Source organism: Pseudoalteromonas sp. SR44-2 (assembly GCF_014163745.1).
Lineage (GTDB): Bacteria > Pseudomonadota > Gammaproteobacteria > Enterobacterales > Alteromonadaceae > Pseudoalteromonas > Pseudoalteromonas distincta.
In genome coordinates, this window is sequence record NZ_JACJDW010000001.1 from 55,551 (window position 1) to 68,930 (window position 13,380).

The 13,380-nt window shown below is 37.5% G+C and carries 12 protein-coding genes; 6 read left to right on the forward strand and 6 right to left on the reverse strand.

Going from position 1 to position 13,380, the window contains the following annotated elements:
• The first annotated feature begins 35 nt into the window (after positions 1–35).
• The 5 genes from H5115_RS00250 (at position 36) to H5115_RS00270 (ending at position 3,345) form a co-directional block, all read left to right on the forward strand.
• Positions 36–1,298 (forward strand): cyclopropane-fatty-acyl-phospholipid synthase family protein, encoded by a 1,263-nt coding sequence (locus tag H5115_RS00250; RefSeq protein ID WP_182752992.1) that lies wholly within the window; start codon positions 36–38, stop codon positions 1,296–1,298.
• Positions 1,276–1,776: a DUF2878 domain-containing protein gene (locus H5115_RS00255; protein WP_182752994.1), complete on the forward strand. Its 501-nt coding sequence runs from the start codon at positions 1,276–1,278 to the stop codon at positions 1,774–1,776. The genes H5115_RS00250 and H5115_RS00255 overlap by 23 nt, the downstream gene beginning before the upstream one ends.
• A gap of 53 nt (positions 1,777–1,829) precedes the next feature.
• On the forward strand, positions 1,830–2,318 hold the full coding sequence (locus tag H5115_RS00260) for a chalcone isomerase family protein (protein WP_165724281.1): 489 nt from the start codon (positions 1,830–1,832) through the stop codon (positions 2,316–2,318).
• 1 nt (position 2,319) lies between these two features.
• A complete protein-coding gene (locus H5115_RS00265) occupies positions 2,320–2,859 on the forward strand; it encodes a DUF3833 domain-containing protein (RefSeq protein WP_024596925.1) in 540 nt (179 codons plus the stop codon).
• Positions 2,860–3,069: 210 nt separating this feature from the next.
• Entirely contained in the window at positions 3,070–3,345 is a 276-nt protein-coding gene (locus tag H5115_RS00270; RefSeq protein ID WP_002962474.1) for an HU family DNA-binding protein, read from the forward strand.
• Between the two features lie 93 nt (positions 3,346–3,438).
• Here the strand turns inward: H5115_RS00270 and ilvN are convergent, their stop codons facing one another.
• Both ilvN and H5115_RS00280 read right to left on the reverse strand, forming a co-directional pair.
• Positions 3,439–3,936, reverse strand: a complete 498-nt coding sequence (ilvN, locus tag H5115_RS00275; protein ID WP_002960314.1) for an acetolactate synthase small subunit — start codon at positions 3,934–3,936, stop codon at positions 3,439–3,441.
• Complete coding sequence (locus H5115_RS00280) at positions 3,936–5,660, reverse strand: acetolactate synthase 3 large subunit (protein ID WP_182752996.1); 1,725 nt, start codon at positions 5,658–5,660, stop codon at positions 3,936–3,938. The genes ilvN and H5115_RS00280 overlap by 1 nt, the downstream gene beginning before the upstream one ends.
• A gap of 489 nt (positions 5,661–6,149) precedes the next feature.
• Between H5115_RS00280 and H5115_RS00285 the strand changes: the two genes are divergently transcribed.
• On the forward strand, positions 6,150–9,164 hold the full coding sequence (locus H5115_RS00285) for an immune inhibitor A domain-containing protein (RefSeq protein WP_182752998.1): 3,015 nt from the start codon (positions 6,150–6,152) through the stop codon (positions 9,162–9,164).
• 70 nt (positions 9,165–9,234) lie between these two features.
• On the opposite strand, the gene H5115_RS00290 is transcribed toward H5115_RS00285, so the two are convergent.
• The 4 genes from H5115_RS00290 to xni all read right to left on the reverse strand — a co-directional run bounded on the left by H5115_RS00290 (position 9,235) and on the right by xni (position 13,375).
• Complete coding sequence (locus H5115_RS00290) at positions 9,235–10,242, reverse strand: isocitrate dehydrogenase (protein WP_002960311.1); 1,008 nt, start codon at positions 10,240–10,242, stop codon at positions 9,235–9,237.
• A gap of 206 nt (positions 10,243–10,448) precedes the next feature.
• Positions 10,449–12,137: a hypothetical protein gene (locus tag H5115_RS00295; RefSeq protein ID WP_182753000.1), complete on the reverse strand. Its 1,689-nt coding sequence runs from the start codon at positions 12,135–12,137 to the stop codon at positions 10,449–10,451.
• An 11-nt stretch (positions 12,138–12,148) separates the two neighbouring features.
• A complete protein-coding gene (locus H5115_RS00300) occupies positions 12,149–12,532 on the reverse strand; it encodes a DUF3192 domain-containing protein (RefSeq protein WP_024596929.1) in 384 nt (127 codons plus the stop codon).
• Between the two features lie 69 nt (positions 12,533–12,601).
• Positions 12,602–13,375 carry a flap endonuclease Xni gene (xni, locus tag H5115_RS00305; protein ID WP_024596930.1) on the reverse strand — a complete coding sequence of 258 codons (774 nt, stop codon included), beginning with the start codon at positions 13,373–13,375 and terminating at the stop codon, positions 12,602–12,604.
• Between the last annotated feature and the right edge of the window lie 5 nt (positions 13,376–13,380).

The window sequence follows — 13,380 nt, forward strand, 5'->3', positions numbered from 1 at the left end:
CACATAGATAGTCAGGACAATTAATAGGTATTTCAATGGATAAAGTGTCGAGCTTAAATTGCGAACAAAGCACAAACTGGTTAACTAACATATATAAAAAATTAGTAATTAAAGCCTTTTCGTCAATTGAAACAGGCCAAATAATTTTAATTGACGCAAATGAGCGTACAGTTTTTGGTGACTCATCTTCAGTTCTAAAAGCAACAATTATAGTAAACGATAAAGCTATGTATAAGGCATTTGCATTATCTGGTAGCGTTGGCGCTGGTGAAGCGTATATTTTGGGGCATTGGTCTTGTGACAATTTAACCTCTTTCATTGAGATATTTGCTATAAATGAGAAGCAACTTGATGAGTTTGAAAAGAAATTCGCATTTTTTAGTAATATCGCACATCGGTTTAATCATATAAAAAACAAAAATTCTGAATCGGGTTCTAAGAAAAACATCGTTGCTCATTATGATTTAGGTAATGATCTGTACGAATCATTTTTGAGTAAAGAAATGCTTTACTCAAGTGCTGTATATCCTGCAAAAGAAGCGACACTTGAAGAGGCTCAACAATACAAGCTTAAACGCATTTGTGAGCAAGTTGAGCTTCAAAAAAATGATTCAGTAATTGAAATTGGTACAGGGTGGGGGGCTTTTGCTATATACGCAGCCACACATTACGATTGCCATGTAACAACAACAACCATATCTGATGAGCAACATGATTATGTCGCTAATAAAATTTCAGAGCTTGGTCTTGAAAGTAAAATTACATTACTTAAGCTTGATTACAGGCAATTGAAAGGAAAGTACGACAAGCTTGTTTCTATCGAAATGATAGAAGCGGTGGGCCATGAGTACTTACCTAGCTTTTTTACCCAATGTGGTGAATTGTTAAAAGATGACGGTGCCATGCTCATACAAGCTATAACTATTGGCGATCAGCGTTATAAGCATTACTTAAAAAACTCTGACTTTATCCAGCAGTATATTTTTCCAGGCGGATGTTTGCCATCACTTAACGAAATGAGTGAGCAAATTAAAAATAACACCGATATGGTAATTCATACTGTAAATGATATTGGTGCACACTACGCAAGAACATTAGCTGATTGGCGAAGCCGTTTTATAAAAAGCTGGCCTGATTTGGACCGCTCAAAATTTGATGAACGTTTTTATCGTTTATGGTTGTTCTATTTTGCTTATTGCGAAGGCGCGTTTAGAGCCAGAGCAACAAGTACGGTGCATTTAATGGCGCGTAAACCACGTTTTGTTAGCGATAACGATGATATTGCGCTCGGTTACTAATTTTGTTTTATTTCAAGCAGTGTGGTTTTTATCCTTGCTGCTTGAAGCTGATTCGCTACTTTTTAGCGGATTGATTATTGTTTTGATGTTTTGGTTGTCAAAACAAAAAAAACAAGACACCTTACTTCTTATTAAAGCCCTACCTTTAGCACTATTATTAGAATTTATAGCAGTAAAGTTAGGCTTGTTAGAATTTAAAGTTTATCCCTTCCCTCTATGGCTCGTCTTTTTATGGGCTGCGTTATTACTTTCTTTAAATACTTCTATGGTTTTTTTGAGTAAATTAAAGCTTTGGCAGGCCTTTTTAGTATGCATGGCTTTTGCGCCAGCAAGTTATTGGGCTGGAGCACGCTTTGAAGTAATAAGTTTAGGTTTACCTTTATGGCAGTTTTGGCTCGTTTACGGTGCGCTCTGGTCTACAGTGTTTACTGTTATTGTTTTTATAAACCAAAAAATCAAGTTATTCATCAATCGCTGATCGCCCACAATTCCCATTTCGTAACATTACTCATTGACACAAGGGAGCTTATTTTGAAATTTTTACTAAAGGCAGTTACTTTTTATTTGCTTACAACTTCAATTGTTTTAGCTAACACACAGTTTAACAAAGTAGGCGAAGCACGAATGGAGTATTTATTTTGGGATGTATATGACGCGGTTTTATTTACCTCTTCAGGTAATTACAGCGCAGGAACGCATCCTATTAAATTTAAACTTACCTATTTACGTGACTTTGAAGCTAAAGAAATCGTAAAAGCAACAAATGAGCAGTGGGAGCATATTGGAAAAAAAGAGCTAGCAGACAAATACGACAGTAAATTATTGTCTATTTGGCCTGATATTAGACAAGGTGATTCGCTAACGTTAGTCACAAATGAGCAGGGTATGAGTACTTTTTATCATAATGATGAAAAAATTGGCGAAATAAATGAACCTCAATTTTCGAGTGATTTTTTAGCCATTTGGCTGGATGAAAAAACCTCTGAGCCGAAACTACGAAAGCAACTATTAGGGAATTAATATGAATGTATTTAACGCGTTTAAAACAGCTCTTGTATGCTTATCTGCTTTGTTGCTGATAAGCTGTTCGGCACCAAATGTAGAGCATTATAAAAATACATCGCCAAACTTTGACTTTAAAACATTTTTTAGTGGAAATTTGAAAGCCTACGGTGTTGTACAAGACTTTAAGGGTGAATTGACCCGCAAGCTTGTCGTAGATATGAATGCGAACTGGGATGGTAACCAGGGTGTTATTGAAGAAGACTTTGTTTATGACGATGGCGAAACTCAAAAGCGTATTTGGAAAATAACGTTAAACGAAGACAATAGTTTAACGGGTGTGGCAGATGATGTTATAGGTACTGCAAAAGGTAGAAGTGATGGCAGCGTATTTCATTGGAATTACGATGTAGAGCTTCCATACGATGGCAGTACTTTAAAAGTAAATTTTGATGATTGGATGTACCTGGTTACACAATCGCGCTTGATAAACCGCACATCTATTGTTAAGTTTGGAGTCGAGGTCGGGGAAGTGACCTTAGTGATCGAAAAAATATAGCTTATTTACCCAGTTGCTTAACTTGCGCCAAAATTGTACTCAAATTAAGTCTTTGTTAACCCAACACGCTGTATTTTACAGAGAATTATTTAAATTTTACTCATTTTTTAAGAATTTAAGCAAAAAATGCAATTTGCTGTTGCTAACTCTTTAAAAATGCATAAAGATAGGTTTTGCGAAGGCAAAATAATAACGAATAGGAATCTAACAATGAATAAAGCTCAATTAGTTGAAAAAATTGCTACTGATGCAGAAATCTCTAAAGCCGCTGCTACTCGTGCTCTTGACGCGTTTACAGGTGCTGTAACTTCTTCTTTAAAAGAAGGTGATTCAGTAGCATTAGTTGGTTTTGGTACTTTCTCAGTAAAAGAACGTGCAGCTCGCACTGGCCGTAACCCACAAACGGGTGCTGAGATCCAAATCGCAGCGGCAACTATCCCAAGCTTTAAAGCAGGTAAAGGTCTTAAAGACCAAGTAAACCCTTAATAGGTTTAACGAATTAAATTAAAAAAAGAGCTAATTAGCTCTTTTTTTTTTATGTTTAATAAAGACATCAATTGATGCCTTTATATTATAAATTTATGCTTTTAAGGCTTTATCGCCTCGACCAATGCCAACAGCGCCAGAACGTACAACTTCAATAATATCGGTTTCATGACGAAGAGTGTCTAAAAACGACTCTATTTTGTCTGTACTGCTCACTAATTGTAGACTATAGCTTTGTCGGCCCATATCTAAAATAGCACCTTGGAACACATCAACTACTCGCGTAACCGCTGCACGAGTCGTCTCGTCTTGAGCAAATACCTTAACAAGCAATAGCTCACGTTCAATGTGACTCATTTCTGTTAAATCGATAATTTTAAGCACGTCGACTAGTTTGTTAACCTGCTTTGTAATTTGCTCTACAACTCTGTCATCACCCATAGTGGTAATGGTAATACGCGACAATGATTGATCGTCTGTTGTGCCCACAGTTAGGCTGTCGATGTTATATGCACGTTGTGAAAAAAGCCCAACAATACGTGATAGGGCACCTGGTTCGTTTTCTAATAAAATAGATAAAATACGACGCATTATGCTTTTACTCCTTTACGTAACCACATCTCATCAATGCCGCCTAACTTAATTTGCATTGGGTATACATGTTCTTTTTCATCAACGTTTATATCTAAAAAGACTAATCGGTCGTTAATTGACATTGCTTTATCGATAGCAGGTTGTAACTCATCTAGTGTGTTTACTTGTATGCCTACATGGCCGTAGCTTTCAACTAACTTAACAAAATCAGGTAGTGAATCCATGTAAGATGATGAATGACGTCCACCGTAAACCATGTCTTGCCATTGGCGTACCATACCTAAAGAGCGGTTATTAAGTGATACAACTTTTACCGCTAGGTTGTACTGTAAACAGGTTGATAGTTCTTGAATATTCATTTGAATAGAGCCATCACCCGTAATACACACAGACTCTTTATCAGGAAAGGCTAGCTTTACGCCCATTGCAGCAGGTAAACCAAAGCCCATGGTGCCTAAGCCGCCTGAGTTGATCCATTGACGAGGATGCTTAAATGGATAATATTGCGCTGCAAACATTTGATGCTGACCAACGTCAGAGCTTACGTAAGCATCGCCATTAGTGGCTTTATACACCGCTTCAATTACAGCTTGTGGTTTAATTTTGTCGCCATCAGTGTTGTAGCTTAAGCACTTTTGTTCGCGCCAGCTGATAATTTGTCGCCACCAATCTTCTTGCGCGCTGCGGTCTATTTTAATTGGGCTTTTATCAATACCCGCTTGTAGTTGTTCAAGTACGGTTGCTAAACAACCTACAACTGGTATGTGTGCTTTAATTGTTTTAGAAATTGAAGTTGGGTCAACATCAACATGAACAATTGTGGCATTAGGGCAAAACTTTTGAACATTATTAGTTACCCTGTCATCAAATCGGGCACCAAGCGCTAAAATCACATCGGCGTTAGCCATTGCTTTGTTTGCCTCAAGCGTGCCGTGCATGCCTAACATACCTACAAAGTTTGGATGCACACCTGAAATACCACCCAATCCCATTAGTGTATTTGTAATGGGGGCATTTAATGATTCAACTAAATGCGTTAATTGCTCTGATGTATTTGAAATAACAATACCACCACCAGAGTAGATAACCAGTTTTTTGGCCTCTAAAATCGCTGTTACGGCTTTGCGAATTTGTTTTGAGTGCCCTTTAGTATTAGGGCTGTACGTTCTCAGCTCGGTAGTTTTAGGAAATTCGTATTCAAACTTAATAGCAGGGTTAAGCATATCTTTTGGAAGCTCAACAACGACAGGACCTGGGCGACCAGTGCTAGCAATATAAAAAGCTTTAGCTAAGATTGTAGGGATGTCTTTAGCACTTCTACAGTTAAAACTGTGTTTAACTACAGGGCGAGAACAACCCACAATGTCGGTTTCTTGGAATGCGTCGTCGCCAATCAAATTTGTAGGCACTTGGCCTGATAACACAACCATAGGAATTGAATCCATGTAGGCCGTTGCAATACCTGTAATACAGTTTGTAGCGCCAGGGCCAGAGGTTGCAAGTACAACACCAACGTCTCCAGTAGCGCGGGCATAGCCATCAGCCATATGTGTTGCAGCTTGCTCGTGACGTACTAATATATGTTCAATGTCATTTTGCTGAAAAAGTGCATCATACAAGTCTAAAACCGAACCACCGGGATAGCCAAATATGTATTTTACCTTTAACTCTTTTAATGCCTGAACTACTAGTTCAGAACCATTATATTCTTGTTTGCTCATCCTCATTCCTCTGTGCGCTTTTTTATGCATAAAAAAACCCCCGCGTAGTGCGAGGGTTTTTAAAAAGCAGTATCACCTTTTAATACATCCCCGCTGGGCTTATAACTAAGACCAGTACGAGTACGACTAAAAGATTAATGTGTGTGTTCATAGTTTTTACTCTACTTAGCAAAACACTGCTTTTAAATTAAAGATTTTGTATAGGTTTATTTTTAAGGGTTTTGAACCTTTATGTCAACCTTGAAAGTTGTTTTTTGCATTTTAAATTCGTTTTGTGGCTTTTTTTAATTTAAACCTGCAGAAAATCAGTGTTTAATTGAGCTTGCTGGCAGAAATTATGCACTTTAGGTCGTAAGTTCGATTTTAGATATATAAGAGTGTGAGGAACCATTAGCTTCAATTGCATATGTTAACTATATGTTTTTATCGCATGTTTAAATTTCTATTATTAGGTATGATTGCTACATAATTATGTTTGAGGAAAACACAGTGAAAAAAGTGACGTTAATTGCGCTTTTAACTACGCTATTAAGCCCTATGGTGGTGGCTAATAACTTAAGTCCGCATGATGTTGGTATAACTAACGAAGAGCGTATTTTATATTGGCTTAAAAAAAGAGACCAAATATCTTCAAGTGACTTAGATAGTTCATTTAAGTTATATATGAGTAACAAAGACGTTGCCAATCACTCTATTAAAAACGGCTTTAGGCTATTTAAATCCTCTTCCAACGTTTTTTCAAATACAAATAAACAACAGGTCGCTTTTTCAACGTCGCTAGTGCCAGATCAAAGCGTTAATGATGTAAAAGTGTTAGGTATTTTAATTGATTTTCCTGATCTTAAACATGACGACAATCAACTTGTAGAGCAAGACACCGATATGTTTTACGCTGATTATTCAACTGAGCACTATCAGCAAATGCTTTTTAATACTCAAGGTTATACAGGCCCTGATGGACAAAGCTTAAAAACGGCTGCTGATTATTATAAAGCGGCTTCGGGAAATAGCTTAAACTTTAGCGGGCAGGTATATGGTTGGGTAACCGCTAATAGCAATGCAAAAATATATGGTGAGCGCCAAGGCAGTACACGGGATATAAATGCGCCCGCTTTAATTAAAGAGGCTGTGGAGAAAGCAGTTGCAAAGTTTAATATTAATTTAGCGGATTATGACTTAACTGATTTAGATGATATTGATGGCGACGGTATCATTAATGAACCTAATGGCATTATTGACCATGTAATGGTATTTCATTCAAGTATTGGCGAAGAAGCGGGTGGCGGTTACCTAAGCACCGATGCTATTTGGTCGCACCGCTACTATGTATTTGATGAAAATAGCGGGCCGAGCGAGATTGCAGGCAGCAACATTAAGCTCTTTGGTTATACCATTAACCCTATTGATGCTGGGATTGGTGTGGTTGTGCATGAGTTTGGGCATGATTTAGGATTATTAGATGAATACGACTTACAATCTAACACGGTAGGTGAGCCTGTCGCGTCTTGGTCAGTTATGTCGACAGGAAGTTGGGCTGGTTCGCCAAGAGGCTCAGAGCCAGTTATGTTTAGCCCTTATGCGCTTGAATATTTACAAAAGCGGTACCAGGGTAACTGGGTTAACCAGCTTACGCTTGATATGGATGAGATAGAGGCTAACTCACAGCAAACATTAATTAATACTGCGAGTACTTCACAACAGCAAAATCAAATAAAAATAGCACTACCACCAAGGCTCGAAAAATTTAGGGCTCCAGTAGAAGGCGATTTTCAATACTATTCAAATACAGGCGACAATATTAGCAACAGCTTAGCTAATAAAATAGCGCTACCAAGCACAACTGAGACACTTACTTTAAGCTTTATTGCTTATTACAGTATTGAGCGCGATTACGATTTAGTTCAAGTAAAAGTAAATGGCGAGCCAATCGCGAGTAATTATACGCAAGCGCTTAATCCATACTACGGTGATATTGGTCCGTATATCTCAGGTGATTCATTTCTTAATAGTGATGCTAAGCAACCTAACGGCTATTTAACCCATAAGTTTGATTTATCAGCTTATGCTGGGCAAACAATTGATTTAAAAATTGAATACATAACAGATGCGAACACACATTATTATGGTTTTGTTGTTGATGATATGCGCATTGAGCAAAGTGATACTTTAATTTGGCAAAATAATGCACAAGATCAAGTTAACACTGAGTTTAATGGCTTTGAAAAAGTTGGTAGTTACACATATGCATCGCCATCACATTACTATTTACAATTGCGTTCATACACAGGCGTTGACAGTAGCTTACAAGCTGAGCAGTACTCACCAGGCTTATTATTGTGGTACAGCAATGAATCTCAAGCAGATAATAATACTACCGAGCATCCAGGCAGTGGTTTTGCATTAGTGGTAGATGCCGATCAGCGATCAATAAATAAGGGCAGTACGCAAACTCCGGCTGCTTCAGCAATTCAAATACGTGATGCTGCTTTTAGCCTATATCAACAAAGGGCAGCGTTAGGTGATGATGATTTATCAGCTATCACCGGGTTTACTGATAAAACCGATTATAGCTTTGCAGCGCAAAAACCATCGGGTGTTGTGCTTCCACAGGTTGGTTTTGGGTTTAGTATTATAAGCCAGTCAGCAGACAGTGAAGATATAGAAGTAGAGCTTACTTACGATGTTACTAAGGGAATTAATTTTACTAAAAACGGTTTAACCGTTAATTTTAGTGTAGAAGGTTTTGCACTTACTCCAGCGGACAAATTTACGTGGAGTTTTGACGACGGGAGCTCCAGCACAGAGTTAACGCCTACTCATGAATACCAAGACTATGGCACTTATAACGTTGAGTTTATGGCAGATAATGGTACTTCACAGCAAGTAGCTGTAGCACAAGTTACATTAGTTGAACCATTAACTGTAAGTGAAATTGAATATGAAATAAACCAAGGAACTTTAACAGCTGAGGTATCGCTTACAGGTGGAGTTGCACCTTATACTTATAATTGGCAGCTAGGAGATGGAAGTACTTTAGCGACTCAATCGCTTACGTATAATTATTTGTACTCTGGCGATTACCAAGTAACGCTTACAGTGACAGATGACGACGGCACTGAACAATCAAAAGCGATTGATGTAACTGCTAATGTTCCGCTTAGCATAAACGCAAACGCTACAGTTAGTGATTTAAGCGCACAATTTAATGCCCAAGTAACCGGCGGCTTTAATAGTTACACTTACAGTTGGGATTTTGGTGATGGCAGTGCGTTATCAAATTTACAAAACCCAAGGCATACTTATCAAGCTGACGGGACTTATAACGTAACGTTGAATGTTACTGATACTCAAACCAATGATACTTTTACTCAAGAGTTATCTGCTACTGTACAAAAACAACAAAGTAGTTCGGGTTCAAGTGGCGGATCACTGGCGGGTTTATTAGGATTACTACTGTTAAGTTTATTTAGGTTTAATACTAACTTGCATAAATACATTAGGTAGTAAACGCAGTTAGCAAACATAAAAAAGCCCGCTAAATTAGCGGGCTATTTAAATCAATAACAAATATTAATTATAAACGGTCAATTACTGATTGAGTGAAATCAGTTGTACCGTGGCTGCCACCTAAATCGCGAGTTGTACGGTCACCTGATTTAATTACATCAGCAACAGCACTACGAATACGCTCTGCAGTATCGCCCATATTTAAATGCTCAAGCATTTGAATAGATGCTAAAATTACAGATGTTGGGTTAGCTAGGTTTTTGCCAGCAATATCTGGTGCACTACCATGTACAGCTTCAAAAATTGCTGCATCTTCACCAATGTTAGCACCAGGTGCCATACCTAAACCGCCAACTAAACCAGCACAAAGGTCAGATAAAATATCACCAAATAAGTTAGTCGTAACAATTACGTCAAACTCTTCAGGTGTCATTACCAGCTTCATACATGTTGCATCAACAATCATTTCATTTGATTCAATTTGTGGGTAACGCTCAGCTACTTCACGTGCTACTTTTAAAAACAAACCAGATGTTGATTTTAAAATGTTAGCTTTATGAACTGCAGTTACTTTTTTACGACCTTCGCGTACCGCTAGCTCGTATGCAAAAGTTACGATTTTTTCTGCGCCTTCACGCGTAATTATCGATTTTGCTTGTGCTTCATTACCGTCTTCACTTACTACTTGGCCAGCACCTGAGTACATACCTTGCGTGTTTTCACGAATAGTAATGATATCAATATCGTCGTAACGTGCTTTAGTACCAACAAATGATTTAACTGGACGTACGTTAGCGTATAAACCAAATTGCTTACGAAGTGTTACGTTAATAGATGTAAAACCTTCACCTACAGGCGTAGTTAATGGGCCTTTAAGAGTGATTTTGTTTTTAGCAATTGTATCAACTGTTTCTTGCGGTAATAACTCACCTGTTTTTTCAAGTGCAGCTAGGCCAGCATCAACAAATTCATAATCAAAGTCGCAACCTGCGGCTTTTAATATTTCAAGTGCTGAGTCGATAATGCTCGGACCGATGCCGTCGCCTTTGATCACTGTGATGGTTTGTTTGGCCATTGACTTTTCCTTTAAAGAGTTTGATTTGCACATAAATTATTACTCTGAGAGAGTAACCGCTTGTTAGAACATTTATGTGAACGTGCTTGAAAATTTAAGGGCGCATTTATACCAATTTATTACCCATTTTGCTAGTTTATACAAAAAATACTGGGTATACACGAAAGTTATAATGGGTATAAAGACATAAAATAGCTTCTAATAAACTAAATACTATTAAACAACTCGAGAGATTCTAATTGTTGATAAAAATCAGCTTGGTTATGCCACTTGAGTATTTTTAGCTGTTCATTTAACGTTTGCTGCTGCCACGGAGTTAGCGAAAGTTCTGGTTTAAACACATTTTGAGCAACAATTTTAAGTGTAATCCAAAGTTTATGGGCATCAGTTAAGTGCTTTTTAGGTGTTTGCTCTGCCTCTAAGAGTGCTGCAGTCCATGGGTTATCACTCAATAAATGAGTAAGCTGTTGTGTTAGTTGTTCGGTGTTAATTGAATTTACCCCAAAATAGGAGCATATAGGGGCACTCAATGTTTTATTTGGTGTGTCGTCAATCAGTGTTTTACGAGAAAGCTGTGTACTGCATTGCGTTAATAAAAAATGGGCGTAAGCGTATAAAGGTAAAGTGATGTGCTCAAACTGGTCGTGATCATTTTTACTAACCAATAAAGCCATTATTTTTACTAACCCATTTAATCTGTTAGTTACGTAGGCTTGCAATGGATGTGGGGTAACATTAACTAATTGTTCAAAAACAACCCGTTGAATTATTGCAGGTGCATTATAATAACCGACCATAGATAAACTATGTTTTAAGTCTTTTGCGGGCTGATGTTCTTTATTATATGGTTTTACAGCCTCACATAAATTAGCAACTACCTGAGGGTGAGGCGCCATCAGCAGGCTTAATCCTTTATAGCTGTATTCGTGCTGTAACTTAATATTACTTATTAGCTCAAGTAAAGATTGTGCCTTATCAACCTCAAGCTCACTTTGTGGTTTTACATGTTCACTGTTAAATACTTTAAAGCTAATGGTTTTATCAGTGCAATGCCATTGTTTTGGATTATCGTTAAGCGTTGCTTTTACTCTGTACCAAGTTAATTTATTTGGATTTGCTGTACTAATTAAAACATGCCGTTGTTGTGCATCAGTTGCTAAATAAATCATGGTTTGCTCAGCGTATAAAACGCGGCTTCCCGGTAATAATGGCCCTAAATGCGCTATTAGTGATTTAATTAATTGCAGTGCGAACAAGTTAGGTGTGCGAATGTACAAATCGGTAAGTGCTTTATATAAGCTAATATGTTTATTAGCCGTATTGCTCGTAATGTTCATGCTAATAATATTTGCTAAAGCAATTAGCGTTATGCCTCCATCGTAAAGCATTATTTTAGGAGCACTTACCAATGCTTGTTTATACTTATTTAATTTAGCTAGTAACTGCGTAACAGGTTTGGCTGAATCGCCACTAGCTAACATTACTTTTGCTGCTAACTGATGACGCATTTTCCAAATTTTTTTATCGGAATCTTGAAAAGGTGTTTGCTCGCAAAGCTTGTTTAATTGCGCTCCAACACATAAATGCTCAATGAGAGTAGTGACTATGTATAGCTCACTTAAGGCACTATTATAATTTTGAGACTTACACAGTGCAGCCGTTATGACGCTCTGACTAACAACTAAATTTGTTGCATAAGAATAACTTGGGTTATAAAGCGTCAATCGGGATTGTAATGCGAATGGCTGTTTGCTGTAGAGCACTCTATATTGCTCAGCTAGCTTACTTGCCATTGGATATAGAGCTGTCCATTTTTGTTTATTGTTATAATAGCTTAAAAACAGCTGCGTATTATTAAGCAGCTGCTCTAAGGTAGTTGAAACAGCTTCATCCATTAAACCTTCACCTAATTTTGTTCTTGGTATTTATTGTATGCACTCGGGCCCCATAAAAACAGCTGCCCATTTTTAAATAATAGGCCAGTACATTCATCCATAGTGGTAATACCGTCAGATGTTTTATGTTGTGTACGATAAAAAACTATCTGAAATACTTGTTCACCATCTCGTTTGGCATAAGTAAGATCGGGGCTGCCTAAGTAATCAAGAACACTATTTAGTGTTGTTGGTTGTTCAAGTGATAGTTTTTCGATGTAACGTTTATTGAAAGCCTCTCGGTCTTGCCAAATCATAGCTTGAGGATCGTCTTTATAAAAGGTAATCACCAATGCAGCTATCAGTGCATATAGCCCTAAACCTAAAATTAAATATCGGATAAATTTTTTCAATATGGCTTACTCTGACTCCGGTAACTAATATCAGTATACGTTTTGTAATGTTTAGAGGCTATTAACTTGCGACTAATTAAGCCTTAACTGCTTTAAACTAAAACCTAAATTTATATCGGTGCGTAAACTAACCAAGTGCTTTGAAATTACGTACATATCCATATTAGCGGCTAACTTTGCTTTAATACTCGGGCTTAGAGACTCATCTTCGGCTGCTTGTTCAATTGAATTATAGTTATTAACTATTTGCTGCGCAGATTTAGTACCTATTCCTTTAACTCCCGGAATATCATTTGTTTTATCGCCCGCTAATGCCCAAAAATCAACGAGTTTATTTTGCTCAACACCAAAACGCTCTTTTATACTTGTCTCATCTAGATAGAGCTTTTTAAAGTAATCGTAAACTGTAATGTAAGGGCCAATATAAGGTAAAAAGCCTTTATCAGTAGAAACAACAGTGCTCGTTATTTGATTATTTGATGCCTTAAAGGCAAGCGTTGCAATAATATCATCAGCTTCATCGTTAATAGGCTCAAATACTACAATACCTGTTTCTTCAATTGCGGCTTTAAAATGCAATAGAGCATCTTTTAATACTTGGGGCATTGGCGCGCGTGAATGTTTGTAGTCTTTATAAAAATGATAACGCCAGCTTTTGTCACCATCGAACACAGCAATGGCATGGGTTGCATTACTCGTATCTAAAAGCTTTTTACAGGCGTGGGCTACACGTGCACAGCACGTTTGTATCATTTGCTCGTCGCTATGATGTTTTTGATTTGCGTCAACGGCGTAAATGCGCCTAATTAAATTAAGCGCATCAATAAGAAGTAAATGGGGTTTCAAACTAT